The 20,607-nt window shown below is 59.8% G+C and carries 14 protein-coding genes and 1 pseudogene; 8 read left to right on the top strand and 7 right to left on the bottom strand.

Features of this window, described 5'->3' with window-relative positions; translation table 11 throughout:
• Window positions 1–24 precede the first annotated feature (24 nt).
• Window positions 25–5,097, top strand: a complete 5,073-nt coding sequence (locus BLU63_RS16835; protein WP_083375829.1) for an NEL-type E3 ubiquitin ligase domain-containing protein — start codon at window positions 25–27, stop codon at window positions 5,095–5,097.
• A 43-nt stretch (window positions 5,098–5,140) separates the two neighbouring features.
• Here BLU63_RS16835 and BLU63_RS16830 read toward each other — a convergent pair whose 3' ends face one another.
• From BLU63_RS16830 to BLU63_RS16810, 5 genes are all read right to left on the bottom strand, one after another.
• A complete protein-coding gene (locus BLU63_RS16830) occupies window positions 5,141–6,406 on the bottom strand; it encodes a hypothetical protein (protein WP_083375828.1) in 1,266 nt (421 codons plus the stop codon).
• A complete protein-coding gene (locus tag BLU63_RS16825; protein ID WP_042933024.1) occupies window positions 6,403–6,891 on the bottom strand; it encodes a CS1 type fimbrial major subunit in 489 nt (162 codons plus the stop codon). Before BLU63_RS16825 ends, BLU63_RS16830 begins: the two co-directional genes overlap by 4 nt.
• 5 nt (window positions 6,892–6,896) lie before the next feature.
• Entirely contained in the window at window positions 6,897–7,637 is a 741-nt protein-coding gene (locus BLU63_RS16820; RefSeq protein WP_010457763.1) for a hypothetical protein, read from the bottom strand.
• A 38-nt stretch (window positions 7,638–7,675) separates the two neighbouring features.
• On the bottom strand, window positions 7,676–10,198 hold the full coding sequence (locus tag BLU63_RS16815; protein WP_083375827.1) for a TcfC E-set like domain-containing protein: 2,523 nt from the start codon (window positions 10,196–10,198) through the stop codon (window positions 7,676–7,678).
• Between the two features lie 114 nt (window positions 10,199–10,312).
• Window positions 10,313–10,804, bottom strand: coding sequence for a CS1 type fimbrial major subunit (locus BLU63_RS16810; protein ID WP_010457768.1), 492 nt, complete (start codon window positions 10,802–10,804; stop codon window positions 10,313–10,315).
• A gap of 517 nt (window positions 10,805–11,321) precedes the next feature.
• Here BLU63_RS16810 and BLU63_RS16805 point away from each other — a divergent pair.
• On the top strand, window positions 11,322–11,900 hold the full coding sequence (locus BLU63_RS16805) for a PadR family transcriptional regulator (protein WP_083375826.1): 579 nt from the start codon (window positions 11,322–11,324) through the stop codon (window positions 11,898–11,900).
• The gene (locus tag BLU63_RS16800; RefSeq protein WP_083375825.1) at window positions 11,897–12,679 is read left to right on the top strand and encodes a siderophore-interacting protein; all 783 of its coding nucleotides are present in this window, start codon (window positions 11,897–11,899) and stop codon (window positions 12,677–12,679) included. The genes BLU63_RS16805 and BLU63_RS16800 overlap by 4 nt, the downstream gene beginning before the upstream one ends.
• 173 nt (window positions 12,680–12,852) lie before the next feature.
• Here BLU63_RS16800 and BLU63_RS16795 read toward each other — a convergent pair whose 3' ends face one another.
• Together BLU63_RS16795 and BLU63_RS16790 are read right to left on the bottom strand one after the other, a co-directional pair.
• Entirely contained in the window at window positions 12,853–13,503 is a 651-nt protein-coding gene (locus BLU63_RS16795; protein WP_083375824.1) for a Pr6Pr family membrane protein, read from the bottom strand.
• Between the two features lie 2 nt (window positions 13,504–13,505).
• Window positions 13,506–13,736: a VF530 family protein gene (locus BLU63_RS16790; RefSeq protein ID WP_007903672.1), complete on the bottom strand. Its 231-nt coding sequence runs from the start codon at window positions 13,734–13,736 to the stop codon at window positions 13,506–13,508.
• Window positions 13,737–14,019: 283 nt separating this feature from the next.
• On the opposite strand from BLU63_RS16790, the gene BLU63_RS16785 reads away from it, so the two are divergent.
• The 5 genes and pseudogenes from BLU63_RS16785 to BLU63_RS16765 form a co-directional block, all read left to right on the top strand.
• Window positions 14,020–15,402 carry a carbohydrate porin gene (locus BLU63_RS16785; protein ID WP_083375823.1) on the top strand — a complete coding sequence of 461 codons (1,383 nt, stop codon included), beginning with the start codon at window positions 14,020–14,022 and terminating at the stop codon, window positions 15,400–15,402.
• A 210-nt stretch (window positions 15,403–15,612) separates the two neighbouring features.
• A complete protein-coding gene (locus BLU63_RS16780) occupies window positions 15,613–18,024 on the top strand; it encodes a glucose/quinate/shikimate family membrane-bound PQQ-dependent dehydrogenase (protein WP_083375822.1) in 2,412 nt (803 codons plus the stop codon).
• Between the two features lie 485 nt (window positions 18,025–18,509).
• Window positions 18,510–18,887 carry a DUF6124 family protein gene (locus tag BLU63_RS16775; protein WP_083375821.1) on the top strand — a complete coding sequence of 126 codons (378 nt, stop codon included), beginning with the start codon at window positions 18,510–18,512 and terminating at the stop codon, window positions 18,885–18,887.
• Between the two features lie 472 nt (window positions 18,888–19,359).
• Window positions 19,360–19,737, top strand: coding sequence for a DUF6124 family protein (locus BLU63_RS33030; RefSeq protein WP_083375820.1), 378 nt, complete (start codon window positions 19,360–19,362; stop codon window positions 19,735–19,737).
• Between the two features lie 446 nt (window positions 19,738–20,183).
• Window positions 20,184–20,549 (top strand): annotated as a pseudogene (locus tag BLU63_RS16765) (DUF6124 family protein); the annotation flags it as partial.
• Window positions 20,550–20,607: the final 58 nt, after the last annotated feature.

The following is a 20,607-nucleotide window of genomic DNA, read 5'->3' as shown; positions in this document are numbered from 1 at the left end:
TAACGCTCAAGGTTTATTAAAAGCATGACTGACTTACACGGACGTATATCAGCGCGACCGACACGGGGGGCGGATGACAATAAAGGTCGCCACTACGATTTCATCAAAAGCCGTATCCACCCCACGTTCAAGGACGCGTCACTGCGACGGATCCGGGAACTGAGCCTCACGCAAACGGCTTCAGGGTATTGGGTACAGAGCACCAAGGGTTTCGATCACTCCCCGCTACAACACGCCAACCTCGAACTCTGGTCCGCTCAAAACACTGTCGACCGGGTCATGGACAAGGTCCAAGGCGTTTACGAATTCGCCGAACCGTTGCTGACCAGGGCGTTGCTGGAACAATTCGGTGTCGACGTCGATGTAAAGACCACTTACCTGCACCTTTATCTACCCAAACAGCTCCCCTGGTATGCCAGCAATCTCAACGGCGTGGTGACCCGCACCGTTTCGCTGCTGGACGCGGCCTTGCATAACTTCGCGAGCCGCGAAACCTGCGAGGCGGACTCGAACTTCATCAGCCAGCCCGATGCCCGCGGGCATTTCGACACCCTGGCGATCAAACGCAAAATGTCCATCGCCCAGTTCCAGACCCTGTGTCGCACGCTGGACATTGGCGCGCGCTACACGAAATACCTCGAAGAACAATTGCGGCCCAGGGATGGCCTCGCCCAAGTGGTTTTGAAACACAAGATCATCGAGAACGAGAAAGCCGCGTTTAAAGCCGCCGCCAGGCTGGCCGTCCTGAAGGGCGACATCGACGCCGATGCCGGTGACCTGATCCTGATGATGCTCGATGGCCAGCGCAACCTCACCCGCAAAGGCCGAATCATGCAGTTCGCCAAACTGTCCATGCTCGACAGCCTGCTGACCGGCATCGTCTTGATTACGCCGGATCTGAACCGGGTCCATAAGGTAGTGCCGATCTTCGCGTATGTCCCACAAGACCCCGAGCACCCGCTGAAAGAGTACCCCTCGACCCTCGCGCTGATGAAAGAACTGACGCGTCAGCTGCGCGACAACGCTGTCATCTCCTCCACCGGCATGACCTACCAGCAATTCTTCAGCCGGTTCGTCGATCAATCCGATCGGGGGCATTTTTTCGGCGGGCTGCAACAACGCCTGTTCCAAGTGAAATGGCATCGCAAAGAGCCGCTTGACCCGAGGCCGAGCTGGCGCGAAGAGGCTATCACTGCCCCTCGTCTGCAGTTCAACACCGCACCGATCAGCGGCGAACTCTGGCAGTACCTGTTCGAGCAAAAGCTCAACAAGGTCCTCAATGACGCCCGTCACATCGCCGTGTCCACCGCCGATGCCGATACCCATGCACGATGGGCCTGGTGGGAGAACTTCAAGAAAATCGTCTCGGACATCTTCAACATCGCCCTGATGGTCGTCACGCCGTTCGTGCCCGGACTGGGTCAGCTGATGATGGGCTACATGGCTTATCAGATGGCCAGCGACGCCATCGAAGGCCTCGTCGACATGACCCTGGGACTGTGGACTGAAGCCACCGAACACATTGTCGGCCTGGTCACCGATGTTCTTCAGCTGGAAGCGTTCGCCGCCGGTGCGCAGATCGGTGCGCTGGCACGCCTGAAACTGTCGCCGCTGATCGAAGGCATGAAACCGGTCACCCTGCCCAATGGCGAACCCCGGCTGTGGCACCCCGACCTCAAACCTTATGAATGGCCGGATGTGCAGTTATCGCCGGACTCCAGACCTGACGCGCTGGGGCTGCACGCTCACGAGGGCGAGGCGGTTCTGCCGCTGGATGACAAGCACTACGCCGTGCAAAAGGATCCGCAAACCGGCAACTACCGGGTCAAACACCCGCATCGCGACAATGCTTACCTGCCCGAGTTGAAACACAACGGCCTCGGCGCCTGGACCCATGAAGCCGAGCACCCGCGAGCCTGGGATCGTCCGACGTTGATGCGCCGTCTCGGCCACACCGTGGAGGGCTTCAGCGACGCGGAACTCGAAGCCGTTCGCATCGCCAGCGGTACCGACGACGGTGCGCTGCGCCGGATGTACGTCGACAACACGGCCCCGCCACCGTTACTCGATGACAGCCTCACCCGCTTGAACATCCAGCGCCAGACCCGCCAGGCCATCGAGAGGATTCGTTCAGGCCAGCCTCTGGATCCCTCCTCCTACTGGTTTGAACCGCTGGCGACTTACCTGGACGGCTGGCCCGCGGACAAAGCCCTGAAGGTCTACGAAAACGCCGACATGAGCGGCCGGTTCCGCCAGTACGGCAATGCCGATGCGACGGCCGAACAGACCCTGTCCACCAGTTTGTCCAACCTCATGAGCGAGCAATTTGCGCCAGACCTCGTCGAATTTCTCAACGAAGAAGAACTGCACGCCGTGGTCGGTCAGTCCACCGCCCAACGTGAACGGGTGCAAGCCTTGCGCGATCGCCTGGCGGACGAAGCCGATCGGCTGACCCCAGATATCATCAATCAGCTTTACCAAGGAGCCCAGGCTTTCGACGATCCGCCGCTGCGACTCATGCGCCACACCTTTCCCGAGTTACCGTCCCGTGCCGCCGCGACGCTGCTGAACACCACAGACGCTGCCGACCTCAAGCGCATGACCCAAACGCAACGACTGCCCTTGAGCCTCAAGAGCCGCGCCCGTGAGGCGGCCTTCGAAGCCCGGACCAACCACGCCTATGAAGGCTTCCAGGACGGCGCGCAGTGGGTGGCGCAAACCGAAAGCCTGGTGCTGAACGCCTTGAGGATTCATACCGACACGTTCGCGCAATTGCGCATCGAGGTTCGTGAAGGCAACGATGCCGGTCCCTTGCGCAGCCGTGTGGGGGCCGAGGACGCGTCGATGGTCCGGGTGCTGGTCAAGGACGATGGCAACCGGTTCGAAGTCTGGGACGGTGACAACCGAAAACTGCACGACGCCACTGACTTTTACGAAGCCGTTCTCAACGCCCTGCCGAAAAACAAACTGGCGCAGTTGGGTTATCGGCCAGGCCAGGGGGACTTCTTCAAGCAATGGGTGATGGCCAAGACCGAGACACCGGCGCAGCGCCGCACGGCGCTCGCCGCCCCGCCGATCCGTCCGCTGGCTGACCATGAAGACATGATCCTGTTGCGCGGTCCCGGCTTCTCCACCGTCGCCCCCACGCTCACCCAACGGGTGCAGGACATTTACCCTCACTTCAACGACCGCGAGGTCAATACCTTCGTTCGATCCCTCGGTTCGCAGGAGCAAGGGCACCAGACACTGACCCGACTGGACCGCGAACTGGACGACCTGCGAGTGCTGTTGAATCGCTGGCGCTACCAGCAGCCGGATAACTGGGGGCCGGATCAGCGCGGGTTCGTCAACAGTGGCGGGTTGCACATTGCCGACCGCTTTATCGACTGTTTCAAACGCAAGCCCACGGTTTTTGGTGAACGCAGCATCACGGCCGACGGCGGGTATGCGCTGGACCTGTCCACAGAGTTTCAGGTGCTCGACCTCGAACGCTGGTGGAAGGAACTGCCGGATATCAAACACTACCTCGATCAGATCAGCACCTTGAATCTGGACCGCACGACCTTTTCCGAAACCACCTCCGGCCTCTTGGGCGCCTTCCCTCATCTGCGACAACTGAGCGCCCGTAGCTGCGGCCTGACGCGACTTCCCGACACCATCGGCAAGATGCACCACCTGCGCACGTTGCGACTGATGAACAACGACATCACGTTGACCCCCTCCGCTGTCGAGCAACTGCGAAATCTGACCCGCCTGGAAACCCTCAGACTCGATGACAACGCGAAGCTGGGCCTGCTCCCGGACGTCGGACGCATGCCCAGGCTGAGAATCCTGAGCTTGAGCAACACGGGCGCCACCACCTGGCCCGACGGCCTGTTCGGGCCCTCCAACAAACGTCGACCGCGCGGCTTCTTTCTGGATTTGCAGGAGAACCCGATCAAGGTCATTCCGAAAGTCGTGCCCGGCTCGGAAGATGCCTTCCTCCTGGCCCGGACCCGCTTGTACGAAGAGCAGCTCTCGGACGCCAACCTGATCACCTTCAAGGCGTATCGACGGTCAGTCGGCCTCGCGCCCGAGCAGGTCTACATCGACGCGGCGCGTGACGCGATAGAACTGTGGCCGATGCAAGACGATTCGGTCTGGTGGAGTGCCGAGGTCTCAGGGCTGGGGACCTTCCGCGAGGAAGCCTGGCACGAATTGATGACCGAGCCCGGCGCCAAGGATTTCTTTGCATTGATCCAGAAGCAGACCCGTTCGGCCGATTACAAGGCCGGTGGTGAATTGCGCCAACAACTCAGCAGCCGGGTATGGCGCATGATTGAAGCCATCGACCTGGACACCGAGCTGCGCAAGGATCTGTTCGAAATGGCCAGGGCGCCTACCACCTGTGCCGATGCCGGGGCCCAGGTGTTCAACCACATGGGTATCAAGGTGCTCGCCTCCGAAGCCTATGCCTTGTCGACGTCCAACGCCGTGCTTGAAAGCAAACTGGTGAACCTGGCCAGAGGTGCCGCTCGCCTCGCGCGCGTGGATGACATTGCCCGTGCCGATTTCGGCAGCCGCCCGGGCAATCCGGATGAGGTCGAGGTGTACCTTGCCTACGAAACCGGCCTGGCTCAACGCCTCGGTTTACCGTGGCAATCGGAGACGATGCTGTTTCGCACCATCGCCGGTGTGAACACCAAAACCATCGACACCGCCTTCGAGACGGTGATGTCGATGGAGGCCGGCGATGGGTTGGTCAACGACATGATCGAACAGCCGTTCTGGCAGAAATACCTGCAGGACACCTATCCGAACGAGTTCCGGCGCAATACCCGGTTTTACGAAACCAAGAGCGACTTGCTCGATGAGTTACGCGAAGTCCAACACACCTGGGCCAGTTCCAAGGGCCAGCAAATTGCACAACGACGCGCCCTCAAACAGCGTCTGCAAGACCTCGCCCGGCGCCTGAATATCGATGACAGTGTGGTGTTGACGGACCAGGACATGACCGATGAGGTCTACGGCCAATTGCTGCACGACATGGGTTACGAAGAAAAAGAGCTGAGCAGAAAACTCACCCGCGCAGCGCTGCAAAAAGACGCACAGCCGTAATCGGCAACCCCTGATGCATCGGGTGATGTATCAGGGGTCACGCTTAACCCACTTCCGAATCCCAAACCACCGTGACAGTGCCCGAGTACGTTCTGGCGACACCGGGCTTGATCATTTCCTCGACCTCATCCTGCGCAATCTCGAAGTGCAACGTGCCCGGTTTGCGATCGACATAAAAGCGCGGCTGGAACAGCTCGGTACCACTGCCGTCGCGCCGTAACAGCCGACGGCTGACCGGTTGATCGGTGGCATCCACCAAGCCATTGGGCAGGGTCACGCTGACGTCGAGCGGCACGACATGGCCTGAAGCCGGGTCGCGCACCGAGCAGCGGTTGCCATCGGTGCTGTACTGGCAGTCCAGGCTCATCTTGAAGCGACTCGATGAAGACACATTGAACGTCTGATCACGAAACAGCCGTGTGGGCTTGCGCCCTTGGGTCAGCCAAGCTTGCCAGCCGCCCTGCGGCACCAGTTCAACGCGATTGCCACCGGGTGGAATCTCGACCTTGAGAGTGTGCCGAACATCCAGAGAGAAGTTGAGGGTCAGTTGGTTGTCACTGGGGATCATGACATCGCCCATGTCGAAGTCCTGACGCGGACCGACGGTGTACGGCATGGTGCCGGTGTATTTGCCCGTCTTCATGGTCAGGGGGTTAGGCGTGCGCAGCTCATAAGCGAACACGAAGTACAGGTAGCGAAAGGAAAGCGGAATATCGAACTTCGCCGTCTTGCTGCACACGCCCACTCCTCTGGCGACTCGCCAGAAACTGTTGTAGCCCGAGGGCCCTGCCGAGTGCCAACCCACACTTGAACAGGGTATAGGCGCATAGGCCCAACCGCCACCTACCCACAAGTCATCCCACCAACCTCCTCCGGTCAGTTCAGTGACAGGGCGGGGAGTTGCGGCTTCGTGCCCGATCCCGCCGATACGAATGGAAAGCACCTCGGTATCACCCGACTCGTGGGTGACCACCACCTCTCTCCAGTCCGAGGGAACGCGGGCCATTCCTCCTTGCCGCGGGTCCGCATGGTTGGCCAGGATTGGCGCATTCGCCGTGAAGGAAATAGGCGCAATAAGGCTGAACAGCTTATAGGGCGCACAGGCCTGTGGTATCTGCCGGCAAAAACCTTCGGACGGGGTCATGTTGACGAACACGTTATTATTCGGCTTCGAGGAATCCGGCTCGAATACCGCTTCGATGTCCATCACAGCGGCCTGTATGGGCAGGGCAAACACCCCACACAACAGGCTGGCCGATGCAGCCCCCTTCAACGTCCGGGCTGATCGCTTATTCAATAAATTCATCATTTGGGCAACACCGCGTTGAAGACCATGTTGACGCTTCCAAAATAGTTGCCGGGTTTGTAAACCCCATCGGCGGGTGGCACAGGCAGCACTTCCAGTAAAACCCGCTTGCCCTGCGCGGCGTCGACCAGCGAAACCACCTCGCGGCTTTCCCCCTCGCTCAACAACTTTTCGTTGAACAGCACGCGCAATCCAATGTCATGGGCCTGCGTCCCGTTAGACAAGTAAGGCCGGCCCTCAAGGCGGGCTTCGATGGAACCGGCTTCGCTCTTCACATCGAAATACTTGCGCAAGCCGCCCAGGGTCGAGGTCGTCAGATTCCATGGCAATGACTGTTCGCGGTGAATCCAGCCGGGGTCTGCGGGAATGACGTAGAACGCCTGGCTCGGGATCGTCACGAATACTTCAAAGTGCTGCACTTCGCGGGCCGCGAACGCACCATGGCAGGCCATCGCCGACACCATCAGGACCGTCAGTTGTCTGAACATAGTCATCAGCCCTTCACATCGAGTTTCTTGCGGCTCTCGCCTTCAACCAGGGTGAAGCGGTACTCGCGGCCAGCCTGTTTCTCGAACTCGAAATGGCGGCCGGCCAGAACATGATGCTTGGTGGTCGGCTGGCAGTCCTGGTCGTTCTTGACCGAGCAATCCTTGAACTCATCGATCACCACCACGGTGTTGCCGGTATTGCGAATCCGGTACCTGGCCGCCTCGTTTTCGATCACGCTGGCGTAACGCGGGTCCTTGGGGCGAACGAAAAACACCGCGCCATACCCGGCCAGCACCGTGACCCCGGCGGACAGGGCTTTCCTGTACTGCTCACGCTCCTCGCCGGAGACGGCGAATTCGTCTTCCTTCTCGGGCACCACCGGTATGAAACGCACACGGAAATAGCGCTCTTTATCGCGCTCGCCCATGTACAGCAACCGCGTGCCCTGCATGCCACTGGCGGGCACGATCAGTCGCGCCGGGCTGGCCATCAAGCCATCCCGGGAATTGCCCTCGGCATTGGATTTGAGCGGCACCTCCCGCGACTTGCCATCGGCGTCGTAGAGAATTTCAAGGATGTTGACCTTGACGAAGGCGGTGCTGTCGCCGCCGTTATAGACGCGTTTCAAAAAGGTACTTTTGTCGCCGTCCAGGTAGTCGTAGACCGTGCCGATATTGATGTTCGGCCCGGCGTGTGCCGTCTGGGTGAACAAACAAAAACCAATCAGTGCCAACCGACGTTTCATCGTCATTTACCTCATAAAAAAATGCGGGGTGCCGGGCATCAGCCTGCCGTCGGCGTCTCAAGCGTCAGGTCCGCCAGCGTGTCCGGCGTGCAACGCAAATCACCAATCATCAGCACGTTGTTTTCCGTGTGGCCACGGCTCGGGTCGAGGCGGAACTGGCACAGCAACTGGTTGCCGTGGCGCACTTCCAGGGTCGGTGAACCGGCGTTCATTTCCATGGAGAAGAAGCCGTCCACCTCACTGACCCCGCGACTGGCGTGGTTGATGATGTGATGGCCCTTGAGCGGGTTGCCCTGGGGGTCGATCAGGCGACCGAGGACAGTGAGGGTTCGCATCACGCGAATCTGGCGATAATCCACGCCGCCCTTGTTCAGGTGATAACTGGAACGGGCCGGCTGGATGGTCGCGGCAGGCACGTGATTGCCTTCGAAATCGAAACTGACGGAGCTGCTATTGTAAGCCGTGATCGGCACAAAATTGCGTCCGGGCTTGAGGACTGCGCTGCCGCCGCTCAGATCGTCGGCGCGTAAAGTGATGTCGTCGATGTCCGACTCGACATCGATGATCATGCCCGCGCCATTGCGGTGGTATTGGCTGGTCACGATTATCTTTTGCCCGCCGACCGCCACGGTGCTGTCGAGGTTGAGGCCGCCGGTGAGGTCGTTGTTGTAGGACGAGCGCTGGATAAATCCGTCGCCGTTGACCCGGTCCGATTGCATCGTTGCCAGCGCATTCAAACCGAGGCCATAGGTGTCCGTGATGGCCGTGGCGGAAACGCTTTGCAGCAGGTGGTCCTGCAAGTCTTTGCGGTAAGTGATCGAGGCATTGTTATCACGCCCGCCATCGCGATCGGTGCGGGTGCCGATGCTGCCGGAGAGCTGCTCTCCCGGGCCACCCAGCGCCACGCTCACGCTCAGGTCAAGGCCGCGATTTCGATCATTGCCCGAACTGAAGCTGCCCGGCCTGTCGAACAGCGACAGGCGCCAATTGGCGTCGCTGCCGAACAGTTGCGTGCGTTGAGTCCAGCCCAGATCCACGCCGACCCCTTCGGTGTTGCCTTCGCTGTGGGACACCCGGGCATTGACCGAACTTTTGCTGGTGAGGCGATGATTGAGTGACAAGGACGAGTTGCTGGTCTGGCCGATAAATACATTGCGCTGCCGCACGCGCGTGCCGTCGGGCAAGGTGTCGTAGAGCCGGGTGGTGTCGAGCCAGCTGCGGTTATGGCTGGCGACGAGGCTGCCGCTGCCGTAGGAATAAAGCCCCTGCACGTCGAAACCGGTGCCGTAGTCCTGAGTCTTGTAGACGTTGGCGAAGACGCTGGCGTTGTTGACGATGGCCCAATCGACCGACGTGCCGTATTGCAGGGTGTCTTTCACTTGCCGACCCGACAGGCCGAGAATCACCCGCGGGTGCAGCAGGAAGTTGAAGGCGGCGCCAGCGGTCATGTCGCCATCGGCCTGCTCATCCCAGTTGCTGAGCATTTTCGATTCACGCCCGGCAAACAGGTTGTAGCGCCAGCGCTCGTCATGATTGCGCCAGTTGTTGGGTTTGTAGACCAGCTCCTGCGTGCTGGAGGTGATCTGGCCGTCTTCGATCAGCCGCACTTCCACTTCATAGATGCCGCCGGGCAATGGCCGCGTATCGAGGGTCTGCAAACCAGCCGGTATCGCCTGGGTATTGATCAGCAATCCGTCGCGATAGATTTCCACCGAGCCCTGGCGATTGGCCGTGACGTAGATCGGGTAGACCGCCGGTTTCGGGTTATTGATGGCCAGGCTGTCGGAGCTGCCGTACATGACGCCGAGCGCGGTGTCAGGGCTGGCGCCGAAGGAGCGCGGCTGGCGCGTCAGGCCTTCCGAGGTGGGCGTGAACAAGCCCAGGCGCAGGAAGTTGCCTTCCAGTTCGCGCTGGGTAAAGAGCTCATGCACGGCGTGATAGAGCTGATTGTCCACACCGCCCAGGCGGGACAACTGCATGTTCACCGCCTGGGTCCAGTTGCCCAGGCTGCTGCTCGCTTCCAGACCGTATCGACCACCGAGGTCCTGGTTCTGGCCGCCATTGAGGTTCAGCTGGTTGCGCACGATCAACCCGGTGCTGCCGTCTTCGGGCTGGTTGTAATAGCGCTGCACCTGATCATCGTGCTCGGCGTTTTCCGTGAGGATCGACACCAGCGAGTTTTCCAGGCTGTAGTGCACGGCCAGCAGTTGTTCGGGGCAATTGGCCTGGCAGGCGCCCAGCACCACGCCATGTTTGAGGTAGTTGGCCCAGATGTCGCGCTCGCTGGCTTTGATCGTGCTATCGCTGACATCGGTGAATTCAACGAGGGTGATGCGATCGTCGCGGGTCAGCACAACCATCGCCTCACCGAGAAACTGCTGATCAAGTTCCACGCGCACCGCCAGCGGCACATCAAAGAAGTGCTCTTCGAACTCGCTCGGTAATCCCTTGGCTTGCGCAAGCAGACTTCGGGGTGTGTGGCCGTTGTCCGCTGGCGCAGCCAGGGCAGTCGCACAAAAACATAGGGCAAGCGCCGTCGCGATGGGAGTCATCGGGAACATGAACGAAATACTCTGAAGATAAATTCGTTGAAACCCGATCGACAGGCACAACCTCCCTGGCGATCGGTGAACGTTGCCAAGTAAGACAGAACTTACTTACAGCACGCGTTTGCTTCAGATGCGCGGAATGGCATCAAAGATGACGACCGGGTTGGCGGTGTAGATCCCCACCTGGCTGTTGCCCGGCTTCTCTGCGGTAATCACCAGGTCGGCGCGCATGCCGCCGTTGGACTCGGTGTCGCCGACCACTTCCTGAGAATCAGCGGTCAACTCCGTGCCATTGAAGGTATAGGTCAGAGGAATGTTCAAGGCTGGATTACCGTTGAACAGCGGAGTAGGACCGCCCACGACATAAGCGCCGACCGAGCCGTTGGTGTGTTGAATATCATAGGTGCCACGGACTTCCGTCAGGGTGCCGGAGCCGACGAGATACTGCATTTTCTCGTCTTTCCCGAAGTCTTTGTCTACAGGCTGAGCGTGGAAGACCTTGCTCGGAATATCAGCGGTAATGTTGATGGAGGTGCGCGATTCTTCCGCCGCGAACGCCATCGAAGTGCTCAGGGCCAGGAGGGTCATGGGAACGGCGATTGCAAACGTCTTGAACATTATTGAGTACCTGTATTTTTTCAAAGGATTGGGCCGAGGAAAGTCTGGAAAGCCGACATCTCTCCATACGGTGATGGCGATTTCACTTAACTTTCGACGCCGAAGAATGATCGTTCAATCCCTTGAAAAAGTAAGTACGCAACTTCCCAAGAACATGTAGTAACAATGGCGTTCGAACAATAGGAAAAACATTGAAAAAACGCCAACTCGATTGTTTTACCCTCAGAGAAAGACTACACACAGTTCTAATTGAAAAAGCACACAGATACGAACTAGTTGAATTCCGTCAGACGAAGACTACTTATCTTGCGACAGTGGAATAATTATCAATCGATGAACTTTCATGATTAGTTCAATTGCTCTAAAAGAGCAACCGATACCGCATTCCTCATCGCTGATCGCTGATCGCTTCTGGACCTCCAGCGGTGGCCGAGAACGACCGTTGGTCCAGAACGCTTGCGTCTGTCTAAAGATATATCTTAAGTTGTATCTAAACACGACGAGAGAAGACGCAGAAATGAGAGACCATCATTCCCATCGCGACCATAGCGACAGCCGAGACGGCTTCGAGAAACGCCCAGGCCCCGGCCGTGAACGCGGCGGCCGCAGCCCCCGGGTGTTCGCCCCCGGCGACCTGAAACTGCTGCTGTTGGCGTTGATCGCGGAGCAGCCCTGCCACGGCTATGACCTGATCCGCCAGATCGAAAGCATGTTCGACGGCGCCTACTGCCCCAGCCCCGGTGTGATCTACCCGACCCTGACCTTTCTCGAAGAAAGCGCAATGATCCTGGGCGATGCCGAGGGCGGCAAAAAACGCTACACCATCACCGACGCCGGACGTCTGTCATTGACCGAACAGGCTATTGCGCTGGACGGCGTGCGAATGCGCATCGAGGTCAGCAAGCGCTCATTGCGCGGCCATGATCGCCCCGCCGAGATCCACGAGGCGGTGCACAACTTGCGTCACGCCCTGCAAATGCATCACGGCCGCTGGAGCCCGGAAGAAATCCTGCGGGTTCGCGACCTGCTCAACAACACCGCCAAAGCCATCGTCGATGGCCCTGCCGTTCAACCCGTCCAGGAGAAAGCCGAATGACTGAAGTTGTGCACACCATTCACCGTGTCATGCACGAGATCAAACGCCGTCGTCTGCAAGTGCTGCGGGTGGTTGACCTGACCCCGCGGATGCGCCGGATCACCCTGGGCGGCCCGGAGTTGGCCGGCTTCGTCAGCCTGGGCACGGACGACCACGTCAAACTGCTGTTCCCGCAAAACGCGGCCGAACACGCCGCACTGGAAACCCTGGTGCTCGGCGCCGGCAAAGACAACGGGCCGATGCCGGCGATGCGCGACTACACGCCGCGTCGCTACGACCTCGATACCCTGGAACTGGACATCGATTTTGTCCTGCATGGCGACGGCCCCGCCTCGACCTGGGCCGAGCAGGCCACGCCCGGCCAGTTCCTGCACATCGGCGGGCCGCGTGGCTCGATGATCGTGCCGGACATGTTCGACAGCTATTTGCTGATCGGTGACGAAACCGCCCTGCCCGCCATCGCCCGCCGGCTCGAAGGTCTGGCGGCCAATCGTCGTGCGCTGGTAATTGTGGAAGTGGAGAACGGCGCCGAGCAGCAACGCCTGGAAAGCGCCGCGCAGGTCAGTGTGATCTGGGTCTTGCGCGAGGGTGGCAAAGACAACTTGCTGACCACCGTGAAGCAGCTGCAAGTGCCGAGCGGCAACCTGTATGCGTGGGTGGCGACCGAGACCAAGGTGTCACGGCAGATTCGTCGTGTGCTGCTTGATGAGCACGGTTTGAATGAACAATTCGTCAAGGCCGTGGGGTACTGGCGGGCGGAGGGCAGCGACGAGGAATAACTGCAACTCGATAGTGTGGCGAGGGAGCTTGCTCCCGTTCGGCTGCGAAGCAGTCGTAAAATCAGCCTGCGTGGTGACTCAGTTAAAACCCGGTTGCAGGTTTAAGCACTGCTGCGCAGCGCAGCGGGAGCAAGCTCCCTCGCCACAAAAGCCCTTCACATCACCCTCAGTATTCACCGACCGCGCCACCGGTCCAATGCGATCATTATTAGAGCAATCACCACAAACCCCGCCAACAATCCACCCGCATTCAAAAACACCTGTGGATAACCCAAGGTGCCGACGTCAATGAACGGATAGGGATAAACCGCCAACTCATGCCCCCTCAGCAATGAATAGGCGAAATACACCAGCGGATAGATCACCCACAACCCGAGATGCCGCAAGCGCAACGTGCCCTTGGGCACGCACCACCACCAATACGCCAGGAACAGCAGCGGCATGACGTCGTGCATCAACTCATCGGCCAGCAACTGCCAGCCTTCGGGATGCCACAAATGGCGCAACAACAGGCTGTACGCCAGACCGACGACCACGATGCTCACGGCAATGGCGCTACTGACCCACGGCTGCAAAAACCAGCGTCGCGCCGCCGACTCGCGAGAGGTCCACTCACACGTCAGCACCACCGCCACCAACGTATTGGTCAACACCGTGAAATAGCTGAAAAAGCTCAGCAGCCCACCGATCAAGCTCGCTTCCAGTGTCCAGCGCGAGTACAGAATCAGGTACAGCTGAATGGCCAGTCCGGCCCAGCCCAGCACAGCGGCCACCGCCACAAAACGACGCCTCGCGGCAGAACCTGGCGTCGACAGAAAGCCCATGTTCAGAGCGGGCGCTTGGTGCGCATCAGCTTCACGTACAAGCGTTCGACCTTCTCCCGCGCCCATGGGGTTTTACGCAGGAAGGTCAGGCTCGACTTGATGCTCGGGTCACTCTTGAAACAGCGGATATCAATGCGCTCGGCCAGCCCCGACCATTCGTAATGTTCCACCAGGGCGTTGAGGATTTGCTCCAGCGTCACGCCGTGCAGCGGGTTGTTGTTCTGTTCGGTCATGCCGGGCCTTTGAGCGATGAAGGGGATTGGAAGCCGCGCACCTTAGCCGAGGGTGTCGCCGGGTGGAAGCGCTCTGTGCGCTCTCTGGTAAATGTAGGTGAACTTGAACCGATCGCTGTCCGGCACTGTTACCGAATACGAAATAATTCATGTCACGAAAAGCGCTTTCTCTATTTGTAACAGAACATTATCCTTGCGCCCGTCAAGCTGAAACGCTTCATCCAGGCGCGACATAGTGCCGCTTTCAGTTCACCCCCCAGAAAAGATCAAGAATTCCTTCTCTATGCCTGATTTCCCAACTCCGCGAGACAGCGCTGTCTGCATCGCTATTGCCAGTCGAAAAGCCCTGAACCTGATCGGTGGTTTCACTGCTTTTGGCCTGGCTACCTGCACCCAGGCCGCGCCCGCCTTCGATAGCGAATCGCCCTGGATGCTCGGCGACTGGAATGGCACGCGCACCGAACTTTCGGAAAAAGGCTACGACTTCAAAGTCGATTACACCGGCGAAATGGGCAGCAATCTGCACGGCGGCTACGACCACGATCGCACCGCACGCTACAGCGACCAGTTCGGTTTCGGCACGCACCTGGACTTGCAGAAAATCCTCGGCTGGGACGACGCTGAATTTCAGCTGACGATCACCGAGCGCAATGGCAACAACATCAGCAACGACCGGATCAACGATCCGCGTGTCGGCGGTTTCACTTCGGCGCAGGAAGTCTGGGGCCGTGGGCAAACCTGGCGCCTGACGCAGATGTGGTACCAGCAGAAATTTTTCGACCAGAAACTCGACATCAAAGTCGGCCGTTTCGGCGAAGGCGAAGACTTCAACAGCTTCCCGTGCGACTTCCAGAACCTGGCGTTTTGCGGCTCGCAGGTCGGTAACTGGGTCGGCGGCATCTGGTACAACTGGCCCGTCAGCCAGTGGGCAATGCGGGTGAAATATCACCTGACGCCGGAGCTCTACGCGCAAATCGGCGCGTATGAGCAAAACCCGTCGAACCTTGATCGCGGCAACGGCTTCAAGCTCAGCGGCAGCGGCACCCAGGGCGCGATTCTGCCGGTCGAACTGGTGTGGTCACCAACACTCAACGGCCTGCCGGGCGAATACCGCGCCGGTTATTACTACAGCAACGCCAAGGCCACGGATGCCTACAAGGACAGCAATGGTCAGCCGGCAGCCCTGAGCGGCGAGGCTTACCGCAGCGCATCGAGCAAGCACGGCGTGTGGCTGGGTGTGCAGCAGCAGATCACCAGCCGCGCCAGCGACAATTCGCGCGGCCTGAGCGTGTTCGCCAACGGCACGATGCACGACAAGAAGACCAACGCCATCGACAACTATGTCCAGGCCGGCGTCGTCTACAAAGGCCTGTTCGATGCGCGCGCCAAGGACGACATCGGCTTTGCCCTCGCCCGGGTTCACGTCAACCCGGCCTATCGCAAGAACGCCGAAGCGACCAACCAGGCCCGCGTCGTCTATGACTACGACGATCCCTCGTTCCTGCCGCCTCAGGACACCGAATACAGCGCCGAACTCTATTACGGCGTGCACGTCACGAACTGGCTGACCGTGCGCCCGAACCTGCAATACATCCGCCACCCCGGTGGCGTGGACAAGGTCGATGACGCGCTGATTGGCGGGATAAAAATCACCTCGTCCTTTTAAGACACACACAAAACCTGTGGGAGCGAGCCTGCTCGCGAAGGGCCGTCAGCCTGAACATCAATGCCGACTGTCCCATCGCTTTCGCGAGCAGGCTCGCTCCTGCAGGGAACGCACCAACCGAACCTTTTTTATCTGAACCATGCCCGCACAGGATCGTCATCTACAGTGAACTTGCGCGGGACTACTTGAAACGTCACGGAGAACCACACTATGAGCACTGATGGTGCTTTGAGTCGAAGCCGTCTACTGCCGACCCTGCTCGGCATTCTGCTTCTGCTAATGGGCCTGGCCATGCTGGCCGGCGGGATCAAGCTGAGCCTGCTCGGCGGCTCGTTGTATTACCTGCTGGCCGGTATCGGCCTGACGCTGACCGGCGTGCTGCTGATCCTGGCCCGCCGCGCTGCACTGGGCCTCTACGCACTGGTGCTGTTTGCCAGTACCGTGTGGGCCTTGTGGGAAGTCGGCCTCGATTGGTGGCAACTGGTGCCGCGTCTGGCGATGCTGTTTGCGCTGGGCCTCGTCATGTTGCTGCCGTGGTTCCGCCGTCCGTTGCTGATCACCGGCCCTGCGCCGATGGGCACTGGCGCACTGAGCGTGGCAGTGGTACTCGCGGGCGTTGCCGCACTGGCCAGCCAGTTCACCAACCCGGGTGAAATCAAAGGCGAACTGGACCGCGACAGCGTGCCCGGCATGACCAACACCGCCCCGGCCATGCCCGACGGTGACTGGAATTCCTACGGTCGCAGCGCTCATGGTGATCGTTACTCTCCACTGGCGCAGATCACCCCGCAGAACGTGAACAAGCTCGTTCCCGCCTGGACCTATCGCACTGGCGACCTGCCAGGGCCGAACGATCCGGGTGAAACCACCGCCGAAAACACCCCGCTGAAAGTCAACGGCATGCTCTACGTGTGCACGCCGCACAGCCAGGTGATCGCGCTGGATCCCGACACCGGCAAGGAAATCTGGCGTTTCGATCCGAAGCTCTCCACGCAAAACGCGGCGAACTTCAAGGGTTGGGCGCACATGACATGCCGTGGCGTGACCTATCACGATGACGCCGTCTACGCGTCCGAGCAAAGCCCGACCGGCACCGCCAGCCCTGCGCCGGTCAGCACCGTCTGCCCACGCCGGATCTTCCTGCCGACCGCCGACACCCGCCTGATCGCCCTCGACGCCGACACCGGCAAGATGTGCGAAGACTTCGGCGACAAAGGCCAGGTCGACTTGACTGCCAACATCGGCGGCTTCAATGCCGGCGGTTACTACTCCACCTCGCCTCCAGCGGTCACTAAAGACCTGGTGGTGATCGGCGGCCACGTCACCGACAACGTTTCCACCGACGAGCCCAGCGGCGTCATCCGCGCGTTCGACGTGCACACCGGCAAACTGGTGTGGAACTGGGACAGCGGCAACCCGGACGACACCACGCCGATTGCCGAAGGCCAGGTCTACACCCGCAACTCGCCGAACATGTGGTCCATGTTCGCCGTCGACGAAAAACTCGGCATGCTTTACCTGCCGATGGGCAACCAGACCCCGGACCAGTTCGGTGGCGATCGCACCCCTGAGTCGGAACTGCACGCCGCCGGCCTGACCGCCCTCGACATCGCGACCGGCCAGGTGCGCTGGCACATGCAGTTCACCCACCATGACCTGTGGGACATGGACGTCGGTGGCCAGCCTACCCTGATGGACCTGAAAACCGCTGACGGCGTGAAGCCAGCGGTACTCGCTTCGACCAAGCAAGGCAGCATTTACGTGCTGGACCGCAGCACCGGCAAGCCGATTGTGCCGATCAACGAAGTACCGGTGCCCCAAGGCGCTGTCGCTGGTGATCACACCTCGCCGACCCAACCCAAATCCGACCTCAACCTGATGCCGCCGCCGCTGCAAGAGCGCGACATGTGGGGCGTGACCCCGTTCGACCAACTGATCTGCCGGATCGACTTCAAATCCATGCGCTACGACGGCCCGTTCACGCCGCCATCGCTGCAGGGTTCGATCGTTTATCCCGGCAACTTCGGCGTGTTCGACTGGGGCGGCATCGCGGTTGACCCGGTGCGTCAGATCGCTTTCGTGAACCCGAGCTACATGGCGTTCAAATCGAAAATGATCCCGGCTGCCGAAATCGCCGCCCAAGGCCCGCGTAAAAGCGAAACCGAAGGCGTGCAGCCGAACAAAGGCGCGCCTTACGGCGTCGTCCTCGAAGCCCTGCTCTCGCCAATGGGCCTGCCGTGCCAGGCGCCGGCCTGGGGTTATGTGGCCGCGGTCGACCTGACCACCCAAAAAACCATCTGGAAACACAAAAACGGCACCGTGCGCGACAGCTCACCGGTTCCGATCCCGCTGAGCATGGGCGTGCCTAGCCTGGGCGGCACCTTCACCACCGCTGGCGGCGTCGGCTTCCTGAGCGGCACCCTCGACCAGTACCTGCGCGCCTACGACGTGAAAAACGGCAAGCAACTGTGGGAAGGCCGCCTGCCTGCCGGCGCTCAAACCACGCCAATGACCTACACCGGCAAGGACGGTAAGCAATACGTGCTTGTCGTTGCGGGCGGTCATGGGTCGCTGGGCACCAAGCAAGGTGACTATGTGATTGCGTACAAACTGTCCGAATAAGGTTTAGCGGCGGTTAAAGGAAAGGCGACTCCTGCGAGGGGTCGCCTTTTTTTGCATCGCTGCACATCAAAATGTAGGAGTGAGCCTGCTCGCGATAGCGGACTGTCAGCCACCCAGGATGTTGAATGTTAAACAGCTATCGCGAGCAGGCTCGCTCCCACATTGGGTCGTGTCTGGCCTGAATATTTTTTCCAGCGTCCTACAGCCGTTGCTGTTCTGGCGGAGAATTCCGACAAGTTCTGGCGGTTGTTGTGTCAGAAGCCCGTTCGATAGGCTTTCGGGGTCGCTGCAAATTCAGCGGCCGGGTTTGGTCGCCCGGGTTTAGAATGGCGCACTTTTCGTGCTTGCTTCATGGCGAGCTGTGCGTGGGAGGGCTCCGGCCCTGCCGGGTTCCATTCCCTGGTCGACCAACCTGCGTATGGTTCGCCACCCAACTGCTTGGTCGCAGTCGTGGCGAACTTCCAGTCCCCGAATGGAGCTTCACCATGTTCAAAGAAACCCCGAATCCCCCGCAAACCGACGACGTTTCCCCCTACGAATCCCTCGACTCCAAAAAACTCCACGATGCCGCCGAGCGCGCATTGGATCACTACCTCAACCCAGCAGCCCTCAAATCCCCTGCCATCCGCAAACCCAGCACGATGTTTTTGATTGCTCCGGATATCAAGGACGAAGACCTGCTGGCCCACACCTGCGAGTCATTGGCCCAGGCCAGCGTGATGGCGAGCGACTTCGCGGACTATCTGGAAGGCCCGCACCGGCACAAGGCAATGGCGATTCAGCAGATCGTGATGCTGGCCGAACTGGCGGCGAACCGGATGCTCGATAACGTCGCCGTACCCAAACCTGCGCCACACTGCTGATCCCCCGGTGTGAACTGTTTCCCTGTGGGAGCGAGCCTGCTCGCGAAAGCGGTGAGTCAGACGACTTCAATGTCGAATGTTAAACAGCCTTCGCGAGCAGGCTCGCTCCCACATTGGGTCGTGTCGGGCCTGAATTTATTTGCCAGCGTCCTACAGCCGTGACTTTTATGGAGGAGGATTCCGACAAGTTCTGGCGGTTGTCTTGTCGGAAGCCAGGGGGATAGGCTTTCGGAGTCGCTGCACATCAGCGACCGGGCGTCGCGGCCTGAATCAGCTTACTTGGTGCATAATCACCCGCCTCAACCGACCAGCCTTCTGTGCGTGTCGTTTGGTCTTATGGTGGCTGTGCGCGGGATACCCTCGGGTATGCCGGGTTTCCAAGTAGCTCGGTCCGCGAACCTGCGTACAGCTGCCACCTACCATCGCGTCGCGGCGATCAGTGGCGGCTCCATTACTTACTTGGAGCTTCACCATGTTCAAAGAAACCCCGAATCCCCCGCAAAACGACGACGTTTCCCCCTACGAATCCCTCGACTCCAAAAAACTCCACGATGCCGCCGAGCGCGCATTGGATCACTACCTCAACCCAGCAGCCCTCAAATCCCCTGCCATCCGCAAACCCAGCACGATGTTTTTGATTGCTCCGGATATCAAGGACGAAGACCTGCTGGCCCACACCTGCGAGTCATTGGCCCAGGCCAGCGTGATGGCGAGCGACTTCGCGGACTATCTGGAAGGCCCGCACCGGCACAAGGCAATGGCGATTCAGCAGATCGTGATGCTGGCCGAACTGGCGGCGAACCGGATGCTCGATAACGTCGCCGTACCCAAACCTGCGCCACACTGCTGATCCCCCGGTGTGAACTGTTTCCCTGTGGGAGCGAGCCTGCTCGCGAAAGCGGTGAGTCAGACGACTTCAATGTCGAATGTTAAACAGCCTTCGCGAGCAGGCTCGCTCCCACATTGGGTCGTGTCGGGCCTGAATTTATTTGCCAGCGTCCTACAGCCGTGACTTTTATGGAGGATGATTCCGACAAGTTCTGGCGGTTGTCTTGTCGGAAGCCAGGGGGATAGGCTTTCGGAGTCGCTGCACATCAGCGACCAGGCGTCGCGGCCTGAATCAGCTTACTTGGTGCATAATCACCCGCCTCAACCGACCAGCCTTCTGTGCGTGTCGTTTGGTCTTATGGTGGCTGTGCGCGGGATACCCTCGGGTATGCCGGGTTTCCAAGTAGCTCGGTCCGCGAACCTGCGTACAGCTGCCACCTACCATCGCGTCGCGGCGATCAGTGGCGAACCCCGAATCCCCCGCAAAACGACGACGTTTCCCCCTACGAATCCCTCGACTCCAAAAAACTCCACGATGCCGCCGAGCGCGCATTGGATCACTACCTCAACCCAGCAGCCTTCAAATCCCCTGCTACCCGCAAACCCAGCACGATGTTTTTGATTGCCCCGGATATCAAGGACGAAGACCTGCTGGCCCACACCTGCGAGTCATTGGCCCAGGCCAGCGTGATGGCGAGCGACTTCGCGGACTATCTGGAAGGCCCGCACCGGCACAAGGCAATGGCGATTCAGCAGATCGTGATGCTGGCCGAACTGGCGGCGAACCGGATGCTCGATAACGTCGCCATCACAAAACCTGCGCCACACTGCTGATCCCCTGTAGGAGCGAGGCTTGCCCGCGATGGCGGTGTGTCATTCAACATCAATGTCG

Source organism: Pseudomonas mandelii (assembly GCF_900106065.1).
In the GTDB taxonomy this organism is placed as follows: domain Bacteria; phylum Pseudomonadota; class Gammaproteobacteria; order Pseudomonadales; family Pseudomonadaceae; genus Aquipseudomonas; species Aquipseudomonas mandelii.
Note: the sequence above shows the minus strand (reverse complement) of the source record. Positions and strands in the feature narration are given on the sequence as shown.

Excerpts from the sequence above, each read along its gene's own strand:
- BLU63_RS16835 (WP_083375829.1), top strand. The coding sequence starts at position 25 with ATGACTGACTTACACGGACGTATATCAGCGCGACCGACACGGGGGGCG.
- BLU63_RS16830 (WP_083375828.1), bottom strand. The coding sequence starts at position 6,406 with ATGATGAATTTATTGAATAAGCGATCAGCCCGGACGTTGAAGGGGGCT.
- BLU63_RS16825 (WP_042933024.1), bottom strand. The coding sequence starts at position 6,891 with ATGTTCAGACAACTGACGGTCCTGATGGTGTCGGCGATGGCCTGCCAT.
- BLU63_RS16820 (WP_010457763.1), bottom strand. The coding sequence starts at position 7,637 with ATGAAACGTCGGTTGGCACTGATTGGTTTTTGTTTGTTCACCCAGACG.
- BLU63_RS16815 (WP_083375827.1), bottom strand. The coding sequence starts at position 10,198 with ATGTTCCCGATGACTCCCATCGCGACGGCGCTTGCCCTATGTTTTTGT.
- BLU63_RS16810 (WP_010457768.1), bottom strand. The coding sequence starts at position 10,804 with ATGTTCAAGACGTTTGCAATCGCCGTTCCCATGACCCTCCTGGCCCTG.
- BLU63_RS16805 (WP_083375826.1), top strand. The coding sequence starts at position 11,322 with ATGAGAGACCATCATTCCCATCGCGACCATAGCGACAGCCGAGACGGC.
- BLU63_RS16800 (WP_083375825.1), top strand. The coding sequence starts at position 11,897 with ATGACTGAAGTTGTGCACACCATTCACCGTGTCATGCACGAGATCAAA.
- BLU63_RS16795 (WP_083375824.1), bottom strand. The coding sequence starts at position 13,503 with ATGGGCTTTCTGTCGACGCCAGGTTCTGCCGCGAGGCGTCGTTTTGTG.
- BLU63_RS16790 (WP_007903672.1), bottom strand. The coding sequence starts at position 13,736 with ATGACCGAACAGAACAACAACCCGCTGCACGGCGTGACGCTGGAGCAA.
- BLU63_RS16785 (WP_083375823.1), top strand. The coding sequence starts at position 14,020 with ATGCCTGATTTCCCAACTCCGCGAGACAGCGCTGTCTGCATCGCTATT.
- BLU63_RS16780 (WP_083375822.1), top strand. The coding sequence starts at position 15,613 with ATGAGCACTGATGGTGCTTTGAGTCGAAGCCGTCTACTGCCGACCCTG.
- BLU63_RS16775 (WP_083375821.1), top strand. The coding sequence starts at position 18,510 with ATGTTCAAAGAAACCCCGAATCCCCCGCAAACCGACGACGTTTCCCCC.
- BLU63_RS33030 (WP_083375820.1), top strand. The coding sequence starts at position 19,360 with ATGTTCAAAGAAACCCCGAATCCCCCGCAAAACGACGACGTTTCCCCC.